This window comes from Marinobacterium profundum, from assembly GCF_001528745.1.
GTDB classification, from domain to species: domain Bacteria; phylum Pseudomonadota; class Gammaproteobacteria; order Pseudomonadales; family Balneatricaceae; genus Marinobacterium_A; species Marinobacterium_A profundum.
Map to the genome: position 1 here is coordinate 63,156 of NZ_BCNS01000091.1, position 19,964 is coordinate 83,119.

At 59.5% G+C, this 19,964-nt stretch carries 21 protein-coding genes; 5 read left to right on the plus strand and 16 right to left on the minus strand.

What is annotated here, in order from left to right; genetic code table 11:
* Positions 1–16 precede the first annotated feature (16 nt).
* Both MPRO_RS06270 and MPRO_RS06275 read right to left on the minus strand, forming a co-directional pair.
* Complete coding sequence (locus MPRO_RS06270; protein ID WP_067288961.1) at positions 17–1,015, minus strand: transketolase family protein; 999 nt, start codon at positions 1,013–1,015, stop codon at positions 17–19.
* Positions 1,012–1,857 (minus strand): transketolase, encoded by an 846-nt coding sequence (locus tag MPRO_RS06275; RefSeq protein WP_067288963.1) that lies wholly within the window; start codon positions 1,855–1,857, stop codon positions 1,012–1,014. Before MPRO_RS06275 ends, MPRO_RS06270 begins: the two co-directional genes overlap by 4 nt.
* Positions 1,858–2,047: 190 nt before the next feature.
* Here MPRO_RS06275 and gcvA point away from each other — a divergent pair, with 190 nt between their 5' ends.
* The gene (gene gcvA, locus MPRO_RS06280) at positions 2,048–2,947 is read left to right on the plus strand and encodes a transcriptional regulator GcvA (RefSeq protein ID WP_067288965.1); all 900 of its coding nucleotides are present in this window, start codon (positions 2,048–2,050) and stop codon (positions 2,945–2,947) included.
* A gap of 99 nt (positions 2,948–3,046) precedes the next feature.
* Here gcvA and trmB read toward each other — a convergent pair whose 3' ends face one another.
* The 8 genes from trmB to ftsY all read right to left on the minus strand — a co-directional run bounded on the left by trmB (position 3,047) and on the right by ftsY (position 9,869).
* A complete protein-coding gene (gene trmB / locus MPRO_RS06285) occupies positions 3,047–3,739 on the minus strand; it encodes a tRNA (guanosine(46)-N7)-methyltransferase TrmB (protein ID WP_067288967.1) in 693 nt (230 codons plus the stop codon).
* Between the two features lie 78 nt (positions 3,740–3,817).
* Complete coding sequence (locus MPRO_RS06290; RefSeq protein WP_067288969.1) at positions 3,818–4,609, minus strand: thiazole synthase; 792 nt, start codon at positions 4,607–4,609, stop codon at positions 3,818–3,820.
* A 47-nt stretch (positions 4,610–4,656) separates the two neighbouring features.
* Positions 4,657–4,857 (minus strand): sulfur carrier protein ThiS, encoded by a 201-nt coding sequence (gene thiS, locus MPRO_RS06295; protein ID WP_067289424.1) that lies wholly within the window; start codon positions 4,855–4,857, stop codon positions 4,657–4,659.
* Positions 4,858–4,908: 51 nt separating this feature from the next.
* On the minus strand, positions 4,909–5,295 hold the full coding sequence (locus tag MPRO_RS06300; protein WP_067288971.1) for a DUF423 domain-containing protein: 387 nt from the start codon (positions 5,293–5,295) through the stop codon (positions 4,909–4,911).
* 127 nt (positions 5,296–5,422) lie between these two features.
* Complete coding sequence (gene rpoH / locus MPRO_RS06305) at positions 5,423–6,280, minus strand: RNA polymerase sigma factor RpoH (RefSeq protein ID WP_067288973.1); 858 nt, start codon at positions 6,278–6,280, stop codon at positions 5,423–5,425.
* 187 nt (positions 6,281–6,467) lie between these two features.
* A complete protein-coding gene (ftsX, locus tag MPRO_RS06310) occupies positions 6,468–7,445 on the minus strand; it encodes a permease-like cell division protein FtsX (protein ID WP_067288975.1) in 978 nt (325 codons plus the stop codon).
* Positions 7,432–8,103: a cell division ATP-binding protein FtsE gene (ftsE, locus tag MPRO_RS06315; protein ID WP_216821253.1), complete on the minus strand. Its 672-nt coding sequence runs from the start codon at positions 8,101–8,103 to the stop codon at positions 7,432–7,434. Before ftsE ends, ftsX begins: the two co-directional genes overlap by 14 nt.
* A gap of 392 nt (positions 8,104–8,495) precedes the next feature.
* A complete protein-coding gene (gene ftsY / locus MPRO_RS06320) occupies positions 8,496–9,869 on the minus strand; it encodes a signal recognition particle-docking protein FtsY (protein WP_067288977.1) in 1,374 nt (457 codons plus the stop codon).
* Positions 9,870–10,238: 369 nt separating this feature from the next.
* Here ftsY and MPRO_RS06325 point away from each other — a divergent pair, with 369 nt between their 5' ends.
* Together MPRO_RS06325 and rsmD are read left to right on the plus strand one after the other, a co-directional pair.
* The gene (locus MPRO_RS06325; protein ID WP_067288979.1) at positions 10,239–11,552 is read left to right on the plus strand and encodes a peptidase M16 family protein; all 1,314 of its coding nucleotides are present in this window, start codon (positions 10,239–10,241) and stop codon (positions 11,550–11,552) included.
* A 9-nt stretch (positions 11,553–11,561) separates the two neighbouring features.
* Positions 11,562–12,197: a 16S rRNA (guanine(966)-N(2))-methyltransferase RsmD gene (gene rsmD, locus MPRO_RS06330; RefSeq protein WP_067288982.1), complete on the plus strand. Its 636-nt coding sequence runs from the start codon at positions 11,562–11,564 to the stop codon at positions 12,195–12,197.
* 36 nt (positions 12,198–12,233) lie between these two features.
* Here rsmD and MPRO_RS06335 read toward each other — a convergent pair whose 3' ends face one another.
* A complete protein-coding gene (locus MPRO_RS06335) occupies positions 12,234–12,845 on the minus strand; it encodes a TetR family transcriptional regulator (RefSeq protein ID WP_067288985.1) in 612 nt (203 codons plus the stop codon).
* 223 nt (positions 12,846–13,068) lie between these two features.
* Entirely contained in the window at positions 13,069–14,319 is a 1,251-nt protein-coding gene (locus MPRO_RS06340; protein WP_067288988.1) for a M48 family metallopeptidase, read from the minus strand.
* 165 nt (positions 14,320–14,484) lie between these two features.
* On the opposite strand from MPRO_RS06340, the gene coaD reads away from it, so the two are divergent.
* Both coaD and MPRO_RS06350 read left to right on the plus strand, forming a co-directional pair.
* Positions 14,485–14,964, plus strand: a complete 480-nt coding sequence (gene coaD / locus MPRO_RS06345; protein WP_067288991.1) for a pantetheine-phosphate adenylyltransferase — start codon at positions 14,485–14,487, stop codon at positions 14,962–14,964.
* A 36-nt stretch (positions 14,965–15,000) separates the two neighbouring features.
* Positions 15,001–15,249, plus strand: a complete 249-nt coding sequence (locus tag MPRO_RS06350; protein WP_067288995.1) for a YfhL family 4Fe-4S dicluster ferredoxin — start codon at positions 15,001–15,003, stop codon at positions 15,247–15,249.
* Positions 15,250–15,382: 133 nt separating this feature from the next.
* On the opposite strand, the gene MPRO_RS06355 is transcribed toward MPRO_RS06350, so the two are convergent.
* The 4 genes from MPRO_RS06355 to MPRO_RS06370 form a co-directional block, all read right to left on the minus strand.
* Positions 15,383–15,898, minus strand: a complete 516-nt coding sequence (locus tag MPRO_RS06355; RefSeq protein ID WP_067288998.1) for a DUF501 domain-containing protein — start codon at positions 15,896–15,898, stop codon at positions 15,383–15,385.
* A complete protein-coding gene (locus tag MPRO_RS06360) occupies positions 15,895–16,872 on the minus strand; it encodes a M14 family metallopeptidase (RefSeq protein WP_067289001.1) in 978 nt (325 codons plus the stop codon). Before MPRO_RS06360 ends, MPRO_RS06355 begins: the two co-directional genes overlap by 4 nt.
* A gap of 72 nt (positions 16,873–16,944) precedes the next feature.
* Positions 16,945–19,023 (minus strand): ATP-dependent DNA helicase RecG, encoded by a 2,079-nt coding sequence (gene recG, locus MPRO_RS06365; protein ID WP_067289003.1) that lies wholly within the window; start codon positions 19,021–19,023, stop codon positions 16,945–16,947.
* Positions 19,020–19,934 (minus strand): hydrogen peroxide-inducible genes activator, encoded by a 915-nt coding sequence (locus MPRO_RS06370; RefSeq protein WP_067289005.1) that lies wholly within the window; start codon positions 19,932–19,934, stop codon positions 19,020–19,022. The genes recG and MPRO_RS06370 overlap by 4 nt, the downstream gene beginning before the upstream one ends.
* Positions 19,935–19,964 lie beyond the last annotated feature (30 nt).

The following is a 19,964-nucleotide window of genomic DNA, read 5'->3' on the forward strand; positions in this document are numbered from 1 at the left end:
CCGCAACAAGATAGGCTCAGCCGAGCCAGCCTTTAAGCGTCTCGGTCATCACGCTTGTGGAAATGCCATATCGGTCATGCAGGGTTGGCAACGCACCGGCATCCAGAAAGGCATCAGGCAGCGCAATCTGACGGAACGGGGAGCTGATGCCTGCACGCAGCAGCTCGGTCGCGACCGCCTCGCCGAGGCCGCCGATAGCCGAGTGGTTCTCGGCCACGACCACCAGTCGACCGCCGCGACCCGCCTCGCGCAGGATGGTTGCGGTGTCCAGCGGCTTGATCGTCGCCACGTGCAACACCGCCGCATCGATCTTGTCCCGTGCCAGTTCCAGGGCAACCTCAAGTGCGCGCATCGTCATGATCCCGGAGGAGATAATCAGCACATCTCGACCGTCACGCAGCAGCTTGGCCTTGCCCAGCTCGAACTTGTAGTCGTATTCATCCAGCACCAGGGGCACCTGACCACGCAACAGGCGCATATAGACAGGCCCATCGTGCTCCGCCACCGCAGGTACCATCTGCTCAATCTCCAGCGCATCGCAGGGATCAATCACGGTAATGCCAGGCATGGCCCGCATCAGCGCCAGGTCTTCTGCCGCCTGGTGACTGGGGCCGTAGCCGGTGGTCAGCCCGGGCAGTGCACAGGCGATCTTTACGTTCAGGCCCTCTTCGGCAATGGCCTGATGCATGAAGTCGTAGGCACGGCGGGTGGCGAAGACTGCGTAGGTGGTGACGAAGGGCATTGCCCCCTCATGGGCCAAGCCGGCCGCAGCCCCCATCAACAGCTGCTCGGCCATGCCCATCTGATAGAAACGCTCGGGACAGGCCTGGGCGAAAATGTGTAAATCGGTGTACTTGGCCAGATCCGCCGTCATGCCGACGACCTCCGGACGCCGGGCAGCCAGCTCAACCAGCGCATGGCCAAAAGGGGCCAACTGCGTGCGCTGACCTTCGCTTGCGATAGACGCAATCATGGCCGAGGTTTTCAGTTTGGGTTTCTGGACATTGGTGTTCATGCGTTCCTCCCGGCATCCAGTGCTGTGAGAGCAAGCTGCCATTCGTGTTCGTCGACGCGGATAAAATGATTCTTCTCGCGGGCTTCGAGGAAGGGAACGCCGCAGCCCATCCGGGTATCAGCGATGATCATGCGCGGCTTGGCACCGGTGTAGCTGCGCGCAGCGTCAAATGCCGCCATGACCGCGTCCAGGTCATTACCGTCAATGCGTTGCGTGAACCAGCCGAAGGCTTCCATCTTGTCGACCAAGGGCTCAAATGCCATAACCTGCCCCGACGGACCGTCCGCCTGCTGATTATTGACATCGACGATTGCGATCAGATTATCGAGTTTCCAGTGCGCGGCCGACATCAACCCCTCCCAGACAGCACCCTCGTCGAGCTCGCCATCGGAAAACAGCGTGTAGACGAAGGACTTAGACGCCTTGCGCTTGAGGCCCAGACAGCGGCCGACGGCGATGGTCAGCCCCTGGCCAAGCGAGCCCCCGGACATTTCCATGCCCGGCGTGTAGCTGGCCATGCCGGACATCGGCAGGCGGCTGTCATCACTGCCGTAGGTTTCGAGTTCTTCCTGGGGAATGATGCCTGCGTCGATCAGCGCTGCGTAGAGCGCGATGGCATAGTGACCATTGGATAGCAGAAAGCGGTCACGCTCTTCCCATTCAGCATCGCCGGGCTTGAAACTCATGGCGCGACCGTAGGCCACCGCCAGCACATCGGCGATATCGAGCGCCTGTCCGATGTACCCCTGTCCCTGCACTTCCCCCATCAACAGCGCATTGCGGCGGATGCGGTAGGCGCGCTCGGCAAGCTCGGCGCGGGCTTCTTTTAGACTTGTGTCCACGCGGTTCTCCTTGGTTACAACCGGCTCCAGTTTCGAGCACGGCTGATACGTCATTTCGACCTTTCGGATTATTCCCGCCGGCTGACCTTGCGGCTGCTCAGCGAGTGATAACCAGACTATTCCCTTGAATAAGTGCGCTCAAACGAATTAATCTGGCCGATAGGTGAACTGAGTTCAGGCGAATAATGCGATGCAAAATAGAGTACCGATCAAGGCAGTACAGGCATTCGAAGCAGCTTCCAGGCTGTCGTCCTTCGCACTTGCAGCAGAAGAACTCTTCGTAACACCCTCTGCGATAAGCCATCAAATCAAGCTGCTGGAAGAGCAATTTGGGGTGCGACTCTTTCATCGGGTGCATAGAGCCGTGGTGTTGACCGATGCCGGTCGACGCTATGCCGAGGAGGTAACCGCCGCCTTTTCCCGCATCGATATGGCAACGCGGGAGCTCGGGCGCACGGCACGCAGCGACATCTTGACCGTCCATTCGACGCCGAGCTTCGCCTCACAGTGGCTGATGCCTCGCATCGCCCGTTTCAGCGCACGCCACCCGGACATAGACGTCAGGCTCAACGCCTCCCACGAACCGACCGACCTGCTCACCCAGGGTGTGGATATCGATATCCGCTACGGCATGCGGCGCCTGCAGCCCGCCGGCACCATGGTGATACCCTTTCCGCCCGAAACCATAGTGCCTTTGTGTGCCCCTGAGCTAGCGGAGGGCGAGCATCCGATTCGCTCAGTGGAGGATCTTCGCCACCACACGCTAATTCACAGCGAAGTGTGCATGGTCAGCTGGCGCGACTGGTTGCGCCAGCACCGCAAGGTGCAGTTCGACATCTCACGCGGTCCGCGCTTCGACCGTTCCTTCATGGCTATCAGCGCTGCAGTGGATGGCATGGGAGTGCTGCTGGACAGCCTGCGACTGGTACAGCGCGAGCTTCAGACCGGCCGACTGGTGGCACCGCTCGGCCTCAAGGGGCCCAAGGTGCATGGCTATACGTTCAATGTCCTCAAGGCCCAGGCGGACCTGCCGAAAATCCGCAGTTTTCAGGACTGGCTGCTGGCGGAGCTGGACAAGGACGCGAACTGAGCATTAAGCATTTCGCGTTTTTATTCCCAAACGACAGGCGAAAAAAATGCGGACATCTCTGTCCGCATTTCTTATATTTCGCTGCCTACTGATTCGAGATCAATCGATGCGCTCGAAGATCAGATCCCAGACGCCGTGGCCGAGTTTCTCGCCGCGGTTCTGGAACTTGGTCACCGGGCGGAAATCCGGCTGCGGCGAGAACTCGCCGGCACCTGCGCTGTTGCGATAACCTTCAGCCACCGACATGACTTCCATCATGTGCTCGGCATAGTTTTCCCAATCGGTGGCCATATGGAACTGACCGCCGACCTTCAGCTTGCTGCGTACCGTCTGGGCAAAGGCCGGCTGCAGGATACGGCGCTTTTTGTGCTTTTTCTTGTGCCAGGGATCAGGGAAGAACAGCTGCAGACCATCGAGACTGGCATCGGGGATGCACTTTGCCAGCACTTCCACAGCATCTTCGGCATAGACCCGAATATTCGCCAGGCCTTCGGTGCGAACATTGTTCAGCAGGCGGCCGACACCCGGACGATGCACCTCTATACCGATGTAGTTTTTCTCCGGCATCTGACGCGCCATCTGCAACAGCGAATCCCCCATGCCAAAGCCGATTTCCAGCACCAGTGGTGCTTCACGACCGAACACGGCCGCAGGCTCGATCATGCCAGCGGCGATCTCCAGCCCCAGCTCGGGCCAGGCTTCGTCCAGTCCACGCTGCTGGCCTTCGGTCATGCGCCCTGCGCGCAGGACAAAACTGCGCACGGCGCGCATCGGTTTCTGATCTTCAGTCATTCTCGGCTTACTTAGGTTAACGAGTTACAGATTTTGCGTGACCGCGGGCGGCCAGCTTGCCGGACGCCCGCTGCTGCATTAGATAATGCCTTCCATTGGCGAAGACGCACTGGCGTACTTCTTGCGCGGCATGCGGCCAGCCAGATAGGCCTCGCGCCCGGCTTCGATGGCCTTGCGCATGGCAGAGGCCATCAGCAGCGGATCACGGGCGCCAGCGATAGCGGTGTTCATCAGCACGCCTGCACAGCCCATTTCCATGGCCAGAGCAGCGTCTGAGGCGGTACCTACACCGGCATCCACCAGAATAGGCACATTGGCCGCTTCCATGATCAGGCGAATGTTATGCGGGTTGAGGATACCCAGGCCAGAGCCAATCAGGGATCCCAGCGGCATTACGGCGATACAGCCCATTTCTTCAAGCTGCTTGGCAACGATGGGATCGTCATTGGTATACACCATGACCTTGAAGCCATCCTTGACCAGCATCTCGGCACCCTTGAGGGTCTCGACGATATTGGGGTACAGGGTTTTCTGGTCACCCAGCACTTCCAGCTTCACCAGGTCGTGGCCATCCATCAGCTCACGTGCCAGCTTGCAGGTGCGCACGGCATCTTCAGCTGTGTAGCAACCGGCCGTATTAGGCAGGATGGTGTATTTTTCCGGCGAAACAGCATCGAGCAGGTTGGGCTCGTCGCGATTCTGGCCGATGTTGGTGCGACGCACGGCAACCGTGACAATCTGCGCACCGCTGGCTTCGATCGCCCGGCGGGTTTCATCAAGGTCCCGGTATTTGCCGGTGCCTACCAGCAGCCTGGAACTGTACTCTTTGCCCGCGATAATCAGCGGGTCATGGCGTAATTGCTCTGACATTCCGTCTCCACCGTTCGTAGTGTATTAAGGGATCTTCGCGGCGATGCTTAGCCGCCGCCAATAGCCTGCACGATCTCGATCTGGTCGCCGTCGTTCAGGCGCAGCGCCACATGCTGGCTGCGCGGAACGATTTCCATATTGACCTCGGCCGCAAAACGCTTGCCGCCCAGCCCCAGCTGTTCAACCAGATCGGCAAGACTGCACTGGTCGTGCAGCTCCATGGTGTCACCGTTTAGCACTATTCGCATTGATCCAATTCCGAACTTTTTTTCGGCCAGCCAACCGGGCTGCTGCCGCAATTATTGTTTTGAAGCGCTGAACCTGCACGCAGCCAAGCCAAGCATCAGCCAGCCGGCCAGAAAGGTCAGGCCACCCAGCGGCGTCACGGCGCCCAGCCAGCGAATACCGCTGAGCGACAGTATATAGAGACTGCCACAGAACAGCAGGATGCCCAGACCAAAGCAGTTGCCACTCAGGCGCAGCCATCGCGACGGCTGCTGCAGCCCCAGCAGTATCACCGCCAGCCAGGCCAGGCTGTGGTAGAACTGATAGCTCACGGCGGTCTGGAACACGTCCAGCATATCCGACGTCAGACGTCCGCGCAGGCCGTGACTGCCAAAGGCTCCCAGCGCCACAGCGCAAAAGCCGCTCAGTGCCACCAGGCGCAGACTGATCGCTGTATTCATGCAGCACCCCGCAAAATGAAGCGCATTATACCCCAGTGTTGCGATCACGGGTGGCTGCTCTGCCCGCACATGACAAAGCCGCCCGCAGGCGGCTTTGTTGGCAATCGACGCCAGAGCGGCGGGCCGGTCAGGCCTGCAGCAGCGCGCCCTTGATCTTCTTCATGGCGTTCTTTTCAAGCTGGCGAATACGCTCGGCGGACACCTGATACTTGGCGGCCAGCTCATGCAGTGTGGCTTTCTCATCCATCAGCCAACGCTGGGCCAGAATGTCCTGACTGCGCTCATCAAGCTGCTTCATCGCACTCAGCAGATTGGCCTGGGAGTTTTCTTCCCAGTTGGAGTTTTCAACCTGGAGCGCGGGGTCGGCCTGATCGTCTTCCAGAAAACTCGCCGGCGCCAGGTAAGCGCGGTCTTCGTCTTCGTCGGCCGGGGCATCAAAAGCGGTATCACTGGACGCCAAGCGACCTTCCATCTGTCGCACCACCGCCGAATCAACGCCCAGGTCTTCTGCAATGGCATCGACTTCGGCATTGTTCATCCAGCCCAGACGCTTTTTCTGCGACCGCAGGTTGAAGAACAGTTTGCGCTGCGCCTTGGTAGTGGCGACCTTAACGATGCGCCAGTTACGCAGAATGAATTCGTGCATTTCGGCCTTGATCCAGTGCACCGCAAAGGACACCAGGCGCACGCCCATGCTGGGATCAAAACGTTTTACGGCCTTCATAAGACCGACATTGCCTTCCTGCACCAGATCTCCCAGCTGCAGCCCGTAGCCGGAGTAGGATTTGGCGATATGTACCACAAAACGCAGATGCGACATTACCAAACGGCGAGCCGCTTCAAGGTCGTTCTGGTAAAACAGGCGCTCTGCCAGTTCGCGCTCTTCCTCTGCCGTCAGCACGGCGATCGCACTGACCGAGCGCATGTAGGCTTCCAGGTTACAACCCGGAGAGAGGATGTCGACGACTTGCAAGCTCTTGCCCATAGAATGTTACCTCAGTGTTACTTTCAGCTTGTCTATCCTAAATCCGCTAATATGACCGGCCCCGGGTAGTGAAGTTCCCAAGGCCACGACAAGCCAGAATTGCCTGCGGACCGGTAAAAATAGCGATATCCAGCCTAAACCGCAAGTGTGACGCCTTAATGTCACGCACTCAGCCACCAAACAGGCTTCAACTGGGTTCAATTTGCCGCAGGTGATGCCCTACCGCCAGCCAGGCGCCGAGCCAGCCCAGCATCAGGCTGGTCAGCAACAGAATCAGACTGCCGCTCAGCCCCAGCCCCATAGGTTCAAAATCGCTCAGGTAGAGCCGAGCCAGCTCCGCTACTGGCTCCTTGAGCGTTAGCAGACTGAACTGAATCAGACACCAGGCCAGAGCTGCACCCAGCAGGCCATACCAGGCACCGGTATAAAGGAAGGGACGCCGCACCCAGGCATCGGTACCGCCCACCAGCTTGGCAACTATGATCTCGTCGCGCCGGCTCTCAATCGACAGCCGAATGGTATTGCCCACCACCAGCACGACCGCCAGCCCCAGCAACAGGCCCAGCACCAGCACCGCGCGCTGTGTCAGCTGCACAAAGGCACTCAGGCGCTGCAGCCACTCCAGATCCAGCACCGCCTCATCCACTTCCACCAACGCCTGCAGCTTGGCCTTGAGTACCGGCAATGCCACCAGACTGCGATCCAGCGGCTGTACAGTAATTACCGCCGGCAGCGGGTTTTCATCCAGTAAATCGACGATATTGCCAAAGCGCGACAGCTCCCGAAACTCCAGCAACCCCTGGGCACGGCTGATCAGATCCACCGCCGCCAGATCATCCCGCAGCAGCAACTCACGGCTGAAGCGATCGGCGGCGGCATCATCCATTGCAGGGCTCAGATACAGGCTGATGCGGGGCTCATGGTCCCAGCCTTCGCTGAGTTGCTGCACATTTTTAAGACCGGTGAGCAAAAAGCCGGGCAGGGCCAGGGCGATGGCCAGTACCGCCAGCGTGATCAGCGTCGGCAGGGGCGTGGCGAAGAGCCGGCTCCAGCTCTGGCGCGCCATCAATACATGATGGCGGCGCCAGTTACGATTACGGCTGCGCCTGTCGATACGGTCCTGCTGCGCCCCGCGCCGCGGGGCATTCTTTTCATCCACGGCCATCGGCGATCAACCTCCCGTTACGCAGCACCAGGGTACGGTGGCGCATGCGCTCTATCAATGACAGGTCGTGGCTGGCAATCAGCACTGTGGTACCTACCCGATTGAACTGCTGAAACAGCTTCATGATTTCTTCGGACAACTCCGGATCCAGGTTACCGGTAGGCTCATCCGCCAGCAGCACACGAGGCTTGTGGACGATAGCCCGGGCAATACCGACACGCTGCTGCTCGCCGCTGGAGAGGCTGATCGGACTCTGATTTTCCTTGTCCAGCAGGCCGACCTTGTTCAGTGCCGCCCGCACCCGCCGGGCCGCATCCTCGGGCTCATAGCCACAGATCTGCAGCGGCAGCGCTATGTTCTCGAATACGGTGCGATCAAACAGCAGATGGTGATTCTGAAACACCACGCCGATACGCCGGCGATGGTAGGGCAGCTCACGCCGGCCCAACTGAGCGAGGTTCTGTTCGCCCACCACGACCTGCCCCTGGGACGGCCGCTCCATCAGCATGATCATGCGCAGCAGGGTGCTTTTGCCGGCACCGGAATGCCCCGTAAGAAAGGCCATTTCCCCTTCACGCAGCGTAAAGGAGACATTGCTCAGAGCTTCCTGACCACTGAGGTAGCGCTTGCTGACGTTTTCAAAACTGATCAATGCCATGTTGTTGTCCGCACCTGCCCTAAGAGCCTGTTTACGATCTATTTGCCCGACTGCGTTGCCGCCCCTAAAAGCGCCAGACAAGGCGCGAGTCGCGTGGTTTTGGGCCTAAATGAGCGACGAGCAACGCCGTATGGCGCTTTTAGGGGCCCAACCCGAAGGGACGGGGCCCTTTTCGCGCATTGCGGCGTCTCTCGTCACTCATGTACATCAAGTACACCACGTTCCTCGTTCCTTGCTCTGCGCGAAAATAGCCTCCGTCGCAGCAGGCAATAGATCCTAAACAGGCTCTCATGAATCCCTGACACTGGGCCTGCGCTACAACGCCGACCCGTCTGTTTTCCGCAGTGCGGTGCAGTTGAGTTCTTTAATCGAACTCGTTAACCAAGCTCTATTCAATCAAACAGGGCCTGGACGAACTCGTCGGCGCTGAACGGGCGCAAATCGTCCACCTGCTCGCCCACGCCTATATAACGAATCGGCAATTCCAGCTGTTTGGCGATAGCAAAGATGATGCCACCCTTGGCGGTGCCGTCGAGTTTGGTCAGGGTAATGCCCGTCACACCAACGGCTTCCTTGAAGGTACGGGCCTGGCTCATCGCATTCTGGCCAGTGCCGGCGTCCAGCACCAGCATCACCTCGTGGGGCGCGTCCATATCCAGCTTCTTCATAACGCGCACCACTTTCTGCAGTTCCTGCATCAGGTGATCCTTGTTCTGCAGGCGCCCGGCGGTATCGGCAATCAGCACATCAACATTGCGCGCCTTGGCCGACTGCAACGCATCAAAAAGCACCGAAGCCGAATCCGCCCCCGTATGCTGCGCCACCACGGGCACTTTATTGCGCTCACCCCACACCTGCAGCTGTTCCACCGCAGCGGCACGAAAGGTATCGCCCGCGGCCAGCATCACGGAGCGGCCCTCGGACTGAAAGCGCTTGGCCAGTTTGCCAATGGTGGTGGTCTTGCCGACACCATTAACGCCCACCATCAGAATGACGTAGGGCTTCTTGCCGACGGCATCAATCTGCAAAGGCTGCTCCACTTGGTGCAGCAGCGCTGCCAGTTCCTGCTGCAACGCCTGCTGCAACGCCTGGGCATCGGCCAGTTGATTGCGCGCGACCTTGTCGGTCAGGCGGCTGATAATCTCACTGGTTGCCTCCACGCCCACGTCGGCGGTCAGCAGCAGGGTTTCGATATCTTCCAGCAGCTCGTCGTCAATTTCCTTGGCGCCGAGGAAGAGATTGCCCAGCTGGGCCGTCAGGTTAGCCTTGGTGCGACTCAGGCCGGCCTTGATACGGGCCAGCACACCCTGTTTTTTCTCCGGTGTATCCACAACCGCAACCGCCGCTGCGACAGGCTCAATCACTTCAGCTGCAACAAGCCCGGGTTCAGCCGGTTCTGCAGGCACTTCATCAGCAACGGCCCTAGGAACAACTGCAAGCCCTTCAGCGACCGAAGCTGCAATGGCTGCCACCGGTTCCTGCTCAGTTTTTTGCGTTGCTGTAATTTCCTGCTCAGCCATGTCCTGCGCAGCATCGCCTGCCTGAGCACTCTCTGGCTGGGCATTCCCTGACGAGGCTCTGTCCAACGGAGCCCCGTCCGACGCTACGCTTGCCGCTTCCACCAGATCCGGCACAACGGAATCAGATTCAGCTTGTTCTACTGGCTCAACAGACTCTGCCTGCTGCACCTCATCCGACTCAACCACCGGCGGCGCCTGTTCCTTGCTACCGGAGTTGCCGAACAGGGATTTTAATTTCTTGAACATCGAACGTCCTCAGATCTGCTAAAAACGGGCGCCAGCGCCCGGATTTGGGAGCCTTGAAAAGCCTCAGGACGGGTCATCGCCCCTGATGTAAAAATATATCGCGAGCATCGCTACTGTGAATATGGCCCCGCCTGTATAGGTAACGATCGAGTAATCCCACTCGTTTTCCACCAGCCACCTGAACAAAGCTTCCATCTGCATGCTCCAAGCCTGCGAAAGGCTTAACTTTCGAGCGCAATATCTTATCATAGGCGCCACGCAAGTTATTAAGCCCCGCGCATTACAGATCGCGGTGCTGTTGCCCTCGCACGCTTGCGGTCAAGACGTCGCGCCCAAGCCTCCGACACTCGCAAACGGAATCCTGCAGTCATGGCCACCGAGCACAAGCCACTGTTCAATCCGCTCTATCTCAAGGCGCTGATCATGATCCTGCCGGTGCTGATCGTAATCTTTGCCTCCCTTGGGCCCAAAGCTGCCAGCTATCCTGAAATAGGGCAGAGCGAAACGCAGCGGCTCTACTGGATCGAACAGCCAGACAGACCCGACAACGAGCTGCGCCTGCTGCTGCCCGCCACACTGGCACTTGATCCGGAACAGCGCATTTTGCAACAGACACTGGCCGCGCTGCTACAACAGCGCCTGCACCAGCCCGCGCTCCAGGCCCTGCTAATACCGGTGCAGGATAGTCAGGTCACCGCGCTGTCGGATTACCTGCAGATCAGCCTGCGTTGGCCCGCCGGTGAAAAACTGCCGGAGCTGGATCCCATTCTGCAGGCGCTGCAGCAGACTCCCGAATCAGACGCCGCAACCGCAGCCCTGACGCGTATCCGTGCCCAGGCTTACCTCGAGGGCCAGGACCCGGCACAACGATTGCTGAACCGACTGCAGCAGCAGCTACAACAGCAAATGCGACAATCCGCGGCCAGCGCGATATCGGCCGCCGATGTGTTGCAGCAGTACCACCAGCTGTTCGCCCAACCACCTTTGCTGATACTGGGCGGACCCGACGCAGAGCCACTGGCGGATAAACTGAATAGCGCCGACGACTTTGATGGGTTCTCTGGCGCTGAGCGTTCAAGGCCTTTACGCCACGTCAATCAGCCCAAGAGTGTGCCGGCGCAACCGCTGAAACTGCAACTGGTCGATGCCCGCCAGCCCGCCATGTATCTGCTGGGCGCCAGTATGCCTGGCCGTGACGCGGAAGATTATGCCGCCCAATTGCTGACCATTCGCAGCCTGCAGCGGGCGCTGGAACTGCGCCCGGATGACGCAGGATACTACCGGCTGGTGTGGCAGCAGTCCCGCGACAGCGGCTACCGGGCACTGATTCTCGACGGTCAGCCGACAAGAGCGCAGGCAGTGCTTGAAGATGCGCAGCCATCAGTTATGAAGTCCCCTGATAAGAGGGGACTGGTCTTTGCAGTGATTGATACAGCGGCAATTAATGCAGCACTGATTGATGACACTCGCCAGCAACTGTTGCAGCAGCTGCGCGAGCGCCTGCAGACACCCCAGGGCCAGCTGGATCAACTCGCCACCCTGGCATTTAATAATCTGACCGGGCAACGCCTGGATACCATTCTGGATCAGCTCCAGGCTGTACCCGGGGATGACATTGGCCTGCGAATCGCGCACTATCTCGCCCCCGAGACCCAGATTCTTATCACCCTAAACGGACAGTGAAACCGCCGCATGCCCAAGCCTACCAAGTCAAACCGGTCCCCCCGCGTACCCGAGCCCATCAGCGGCGAGCTGCGCATCATTGCCGGCAGCTGGCGTGGTCGCAAACTCAAGTTCCCGGCCCTGACCGGCCTGCGCCCGACGCCCAACCGGGTCCGCGAAACGCTGTTTAACTGGGTGCAGGCGTCGGTGCAGGGAGCACGCTGTCTGGATCTGTATGCAGGCAGCGGCGCCCTGGGGCTTGAAGCCCTTTCCCGCGGTGCAGGCTCAGTGACCTTTATCGACAACGCGACCCAGGCCGTGCGCCAGCTGCGGGATAACCTGCAGCTGCTCAAGGCGGACAACGCCGAAGTGCTCACAGCCGCCGCCCTGGACTGGCTGCAACGCCATGAGTTGGGGGCAGCCCCCGGCTATGATCTGGTGTTTCTGGATCCGCCATTTAACTGCGATCTGCTGCCCCAGACCTGCGAACTGCTGGAGGCCCGCAACCTGCTGGCCAGCCAGGCACTGATCTACATTGAATCGGAGTCAGTGCTCGGCACACCGCAACTGCCGGACAACTGGCGCCAGCTGCGCAGCAAAACCGCAGGCAAAGTCACCTACAGTCTGTATATTCGAGACGCACAGGCAGATACAGACCCCGTCTGACATTCGCGCCTGCGCGGCCTTATCGGCACTGCCTGATTAGAGGCCCCGCAGGCAACTGCGCACCAAAAGCGAGCCCTGTTCCCGGCAGGAAAACAGCCCTGGTGCCAGCAGCAGCGACTGCACTACACCCAGCAACAGACAGCAGATGGATTTGGCCATGGGTTCGAGCTGGGATTTCTTCAGCCCGACCAGCTGCTGCTTGCGCGCCTGCTTGAGAAAATAGTGGATATGCCCCACACCCTGATTCAGCGCCCGCTGACGTTGCTGCGCCAATGCGGCCACACCGGCGCAGCTGTCATTACCGGCATAGAACAGCTGATAGACTTTCTGCGCCTGTACATCCCCAGTAATGTCCCGCAACAGTCCCAGCAGATAGCCCTCCAGGGCATTCAGTGCCTGCTGTCGCGATGCCTGTAGCTGCTCAAGGTAATGCCGATCAAAGGGAAGTGAAACCCGTTGGAACAGCGCCTCCAGCAGGGCTTCGCGGTTTTTGAAGTGCCAGTAGAGGGCACCGTGGGTCACACCGGCATGGGTCGCCACATCCTTGAGCGTTGCAGTGGCCGGGCCTCGCTGACTGAAGACATCCAGCGCCGCCATCAGCAACGCCTGCCGGGTTTGTTCTGCTTCCTGCGGGGTACGCCTTGCCATTTGCCTTTCAGTCCCTGAATACGCCAAGACCCGACAGGGGTCTTACATGTGCAGGTCAATGTATCGCGCATAGATGACCATAGGGTGACAGGCACCGCGACAAGCAGATAAAAAGAGAGGCATTGGCGATACGTTTAGAACGCAATGCCAGAAAAGAGCCCCACACGCAGCTTGCGTGTGGGGCGGGAGAGAGGGTTATAACAAGCCGCTGCGCATGGGCAGGCTATCGCGTGCTGACGTCATCCACATAGTATTTAAGCTGCATGGATGCAAAGGCCCCGACGCTCAGCTGCGGCGAGCGGAACTTCGCCTCGAACGCCTGTCCGGGCTGCACAGTGCCCGGAACCTGAGCAATATAGCGCTGCACCTTGCCCTCCTGATCCTTGATCAGCACGCCCATCACCAGATTATCCAGCGCACTCTGGCCACTGTAGCGCCAGCGAACCTGCCAGCTGTTCTGATCAATTACGGTCTCACCCAGGGGCTGCATCTGTTGCATAAACGCGGCGAGTCGCGCCTGCTGCTGCGACTGGCGGGACTCCTCCTGTTTTACGCCCTGGTGCTTCACATAGGAGCCCACAGTCGTGCCCAGCAGCGCGGCAACGCCGCCACCCTGACCGGCGGCCATCGTATCGTTGCGTTTTTGCCAGAGTACATTAGTCTCCAGCAGAGTTGCGGCGTCCGGGTTCTCCTGACCCTTGCGGTAATAACCCTGCACCAGGCGTGCCGTTGCCGCCGTTTCCTCGGCCCGCTCGCGGTTGACCGGGTGGGTGTGGAAGAAAAGCCCGCCGGCATTGCCCTCTTCACGGTACTGCCGGGCCCAGATGCGACTGGCTGCCGTAGGGTCAAAACCCGCCAGCGCAGCGTAGAGCACAGCTATTCGATCCGCTTCGCGTTCATTTTCATGGGTAAAGGCCGCCTGATAACCCGTGCGGCCGGCTGAGCTGGAGCCCGTCAGTGTCGCCAGCGTCTGGAAGCCCTGACTCTCAAACGCATGATTGGCCACTGTGTGCGCCACCTCATGGGCAATCACCGCCGCCAGTTCATCATCATCCTGCAACTGCTGCATCAGCCCCAGGTGCACCACTATATAGGTGCCTCCGGTGGTGAAGGCGTTGAAGTCCGGGCGATCGATCAATACCGGCTGCCAGCGCTCGGACTTGAGATGACTGATGCGCTGCACCCGATCAAACAGCCGCGTCAGGCGGGCGTACTGGGCCTCATCCAGCTGATCGTTGATTTTACTTTCCGTGCGCAGCAACTGCTCGACCACAGCGTTGCCCTGGCGAATCTGCGCACCGCGCCCGGCGAGCGAGAGGCTACGCTCGCCGGTCACCCTGTCCTGCTCACTGACCGCACCCACCACATTGTAAAGACCCGCGTCGACCGCCTGCAGGGACATACAGCCCGACAACAGCAGTAACGATAAGGGAAGTATCAGCCGGAGCCCGGCTCGCGACATTTTGTGCTTCATGTAGACCTCTTCACGATATGCCCAGATAGAATATAAAAATATTTTTTAATAACTCAGACACATAAACACATTCCATTAATGTATTTGTACGCTCCTGCCAATTCGGCTAACATGCCGCTTTCGCGATATACTCCCGGCAGCAGCATAACCGTCAGCGAGAGCTTTATGAATACGGCTGTCTACCCCGGCACCTTTGATCCGATTACCAATGGTCACACCGACCTCGTTCAACGTGCCGCGCGCATCTTTGACCGGGTTGTGGTTTCAGTGGCGGCAAGCCCGAAAAAAGAGCCCATGCTACCGCTTGAACAGCGGGTTGAGCTGGCGCGGGAAGTACTGCAGCACTTGCCCAATGTTGAAGTCATTGGCTTCAACTGCCTGCTGGCCGATCTGGTGGATCAACAGAGCGCCAATATAATACTGCGAGGATTGCGGGCTGTATCGGATTTCGAATATGAATTCCAGCTGGCCAACATGAATCGCAAGCTTGCACCGCAAGCTGAAAGCATGTTTCTGACCCCGGCAGAACACCTTTCCTACATATCTTCCACCCTGATTCGCGAGATCGCGAGCCTGGGCGGTGATGTGAGCAAATTTGTTCATCCTGCTGTCTCAAAAGCTATGCAGGAAAGCCTGGGACTATAACGTTTCTTATTTACGCAGTGAGTGAGGTAGCCGACCATGGCATTGATGATTACCGACGAATGCATCAACTGTGATGTATGCGAGCCAGAATGCCCGAATGAGGCGATCACTCCGGGTGATGAAATTTATGAAATCGATCCGGGCAAATGTACTGAGTGCGTAGGCCACTACGACACACCGCAGTGCGTAGAAGTCTGCCCGGTCGACTGTATTCCCAAGGACCCGGATCATGTGGAAACACAGGATCAGCTTATGATCAAATACAGCGTTCTGACTGGCCAGTAAGCCATAGGTACGCCGCCTGAAAGCAGGTTCAATCACGCCGCAAGGTGCTGATCACCTGCTATATCGGGCAACAAAAAACCCGCAAGCCAGATCCTGGCTTGCGGATTTTTTATGCCTGCGTTCCCCCTCAGTTTCAGAGACGAATTTTCAGGCTATTCAAACCAAACTCCGCATCCATGCGCTGGCCGATCACATTCTCGCCACACAGATGATGGGCGTACTGCATGTGCAGGCAACGCACCTTGTCCCACTGCGAAATTCCGCCGATACCGTACTGCTCAAAAAGCTGGGTAAAGCCCAGCTGTTCTATCTGTTCCCGGTCCTGCGGGTGCATCAACTGCCAGCGCTGTGCCACATAGCTGACATGATTCTGCCTGAAGGCTTCGCGCAGCGTCTCGTCCTGCTGCAATTCCTGTTCAATCTGTTTCACCCAACCCGAGGTCTCGATCTCGGCAATGGCGCGGTACAGATCCTTTGAACACAGCCAGAACAGGGTTGGAAAAGGGCGTTTGTCTACCAGGGAACGAATTTGCAGTACCGTGGGAACGCCATCTGCCGTCTGATGAGCGATGCCCACCAGGCCGCGTGGCTCACGTCCGAGCTGGCGGCTAATCATGTCCAGCTGTGTTGGCGTCAGTGTCGTTATCATCCCAGAAACTCGGCTAAGGTCACGACTTCAGCACCGCACACCGGAATGCGTGCGGGCATGATCAACGTGCAATTATCAAAAGGTGCCATCAGCGGGCCTGCATCCTGTGCATAGACTTCGCCCCGCGCTATACGCTCGAAGCCCCGGTACGACTGGCTGAAGCGAAACTGCTCGGTGCGCGCCTCAATCACTTCCCGAATTCGGTAATGTCCGGCACTCTGATCGGGCTCGTAGCCCCAGGGCGGTATCAGGGCATCCTGCTCCAGCAGGCCCGCACGATACAGCACTCGGCGCGTGATCGCATGTGCCTGCTGGGCACTTTCAAGCGCAAAGTGCGAACCGCACTCGGCCACCAGGCCATGGCAGCTTTTTCGACCGTGCTGCATGGCATAGGAAATCAGCATGCCGGGGTGATAGCCACCGAGCTTGTAGAGCAACTGCGCAAAGGGAAAGCCCAGGCTAGCCACCAGCGCGCTGCAGTCGGGCAGCTCGGGGTAGATCAGCATGGGCGCCACCGGGTTGCTGGTGGAATGCAGATCCAGCACCAGATCGGCTTCGCGCAGCAGTGGTGCCAGGCGGGCCGCGCGGCGGCTTTCTTCGCTATCGGGGTGCTTGAGTCGCGCCGGCAGCCAGACCCGGTTGCCGTCCTCATCCACGCAGCGGCTCGCATAAGGACGTTGCGGATCAAACTGCTGGTAGGCCGCCACATTATTGAATATCAGCGTCAGGCTGCCACGCAGCGGCCGCACATCCTGCTCCAGCAGCTCACAGAGCGTATGGGCGCCACAGAATTCGTTACCGTGGGTCAAACCGATGATGACAACGTCAGGCCCGCTGCGACCCGACTCAAAGCGGTGGCAATAATCGACACCGGTATTGCCGCGCCTGTAGCCGCCAAGATCCAGCGGCAACAGATCCAGCGATGGCTGCTCAAGCCTGAGCTTGGAGCGAGCGAGGGAAGGTGGGTTATTCATGGTCACTCACTGCATGTTTCTGCTGATCAGTTTAGCAGCCCGCGGCTTCGAAACACCGGAGAAGGCTTGGGTTTACACATGACCGTACTCCCCGCCCTGACCCAGCCAGCGCCTGATCACGGCGCTGCCGAGCGAGGCATCCTGCTGGATCTGCAGCGCGACCTCGCGCACGCCTGGTAACAGGTCCGCATCGCGGCTCAGATCGGCGATGCGAAACTGCATCATGCCGGTTTGGCGCGTTCCCAGCACTTCGCCCGGGCCGCGCAGTTCAAGGTCCTTTTCGGCGATACGAAAACCGTCGGTGGTTTCACGCATCACCGCCAGGCGCTCACGGCCCTGCTTCGACAGCGGCATCTGATACATCAGTACGCAGAAACTTTCCTGGCTGCCACGCCCGACCCGGCCACGCAGCTGATGCAACTGCGCCAGCCCCAGGCGCTCCGGGTTTTCGATGATCATCAGGCTGGCATTGGGCACATCGACACCAACCTCGATTACGGTCGTGGCCACCAGCAGGTCCAGCTCGGCGGCCTTGAATTGCGCCATGACGCTGGCCTTTTCGGTCGCCTTCATGCGCCCATGCACCAGGCCGATCCGCAAATCCGGCAAGGCTTCGCGCAGGTTTTCACAGGTCACCTCGGCGGCCTGACACTGCAGCGCCTCGGATTCGTCTATCAGGGTACAGACCCAGTAGGCCTGACGCCCCTCGGCGCAGGCCAGACTCACACGCTGCACCACTTCCTGGCGGCGACCATCGGCAATCACCACCGTGTTCACCGGAGTGCGCCCAGGCGGCAGCTCGTCGATGACTGAGCAGTCCAGATCCGCGTAGGCGCTCATGGTCAGGGTGCGGGGGATAGGCGTTGCCGTCATGATCAGCTGGTGCGGTGCGCGCTCGCCGTTACGCCCCTTTTCACGCAGGCTCAGGCGCTGATGCACGCCGAAACGGTGCTGTTCATCGACCACCACCAGACCCAGGTCCTGAAACTGCACCTCATCCTGAAACAGCGCGTGCGTGCCCACCACCAGCCGGGCACTGCCATCCTGAATGGCCGCCAACTGCTTCTGCCGCGCCTTTCCTTTCACTTTACCGGCCAGCCAGGCCACTTCGATACCCAGTGGCTCCAGCCACTGGGTGAAATTGTTCCGGTGCTGCTCGGCCAGAATCTCGGTCGGCGCCATGATCGCGGCCTGAACGCCGTTTTCCACTGCCTGCAGGGCCGCCAAGGCCGCCACGACGGTTTTGCCGGAGCCAACATCGCCCTGAATCAGGCGCAGCATGGGAAAGGTTTTGGCCATGTCTCTGGCAACATCGTTGCACACCCGTTGCTGCGCACCGGTCAGGGGAAACGGCAGGGCAGCCAGAAACGGCTTCACCAGAGTGCCTCTATATGGCAGCGCCGGTGCCCCCTGCTGCTGCGCCTGCTGACGCAGATTCAACAGGGTCAGATGGTGGGCCAGCAACTCTTCAAAGGCGAGGCGGCGCTGGCTTGGGTGACGGCCTTCAAGCAGCAAGTCCTGGTTGGCATCTACTGGCGGCTGGTGCAGATAGCGGATGGAGTCATCCAGCCCCGGCAGCTTCCATTGGCGGCGCAATGCTTCGGGCAGCAGGTCGGGCAGGGTGCCGGGCTGCAAATGTTGCATGGCCAAGGTCACGAGGCTGCGCAGCCGCGTCTGGTGCAGGCCTTCGGTGGCCGGATACACCGGCGTCAGGTTCGCATTCACCGATACCGGGTCATCCCCATCAATGCGACTGTACTCTGGATGCACCATTTCAAGCCCGCCGGGCCCGGGGCGCACTTCACCAAAACAGCGCAACCGAACTCCCGGCAGCAGCTGGTTTTTCTGCGCCGCACTGAAATGAAAAAATCGCAGGCTAATAGTGCCGGTGCCATCCTGCATGCGGCACAGCAGCGCCCGGCGCCTGCCCTGCATCAGGTCCGCCACCTTGATTTCACCGGTGACGACGCACTCATCCCCCGGGCGCAGCGCGCCTATGGGCACAACCCGGGTGCGGTCCTGGTAACGCAGCGGGAGATGAAACAGCAGATCCTGCAGCGTATGCAGCCCCAAGCGCTCAAGCTTGAGTTCCAGCGCCGCACCCACACCTTTGAGTCGGGTAACCGGCAGGTCCGACAGCAGTTCTGTCATGCAGACTCGTCCGCCGATGCCAGCTGACAGCGGCTGAGGGATTCGATCAGCACATCAATCGCCTTGGCGCGGGGAAAGCTGGCACGCCAGGCGATGGCCACGGTACGCATGGGCTGGGGCATCTGAAACGGCCGAACCACCACAAGATCGGATTGGTAATGTCCCTGCACCGCCGACTGCGGCAGAACGCTGGTGCCAAGACCTGACGCCACCATCATGCGGATGGTTTCCAGCGAGCTGCCTTCGGTCAGATGGTGACGCTGATGCATCGCCTGGGAAAGGGTCGGGCAGGATTCCAGCACATGGTCGCGGAAGCAGTGACCTTCTCCCAGCATCAGCAACTCGGTTTCATCCAGCCGCTGGCTGTCGATTAGCTCCAGGCTCGCCCAGGGATGTTTGCGGGGTAGCAACATCATGAAAGGCTCATCATAGAGCGGGCGCGTCAGCACATCGGGCTCACTGAACGGCAACGCGACTATGATCGCATCCAGTTCGCCATTGCGAATCTTGCCGCGCAAAGTCTCGGTGAAATTCTCTTCGATATAGAGCGGCATCTGCGGCGCCAGACGCTGTACTTCCGGCACCAGATGGGGGAACAGATAAGGCCCGATGGTGTAGATCGCGCCCACCCGCAGCGGGCTGCACAGCTGATCCTTGCCCTGCTGAGCCAGATCTTTGATGGTATCGGCCTGCTCCAGCACCTTCTGCGCCTGCTGCACAATACGCTCACCCGTGGGCGTCACGCGCACCGAGTTCTTGCTGCGCTCGAACAGCGCAATACCCAGCTCTTCTTCGAGTTTTTTAACGGCGATGGACAGCGTTGGCTGACTCACAAAGCAGCGCTCCGCGGCATGGCCAAAATGCTGTTCCCGTGCGAGGGTAACTATGTAGCGCAGCTCTGTGAGCGTCATCCAAAGATTCCTTTGCTATGATGGCGGCCG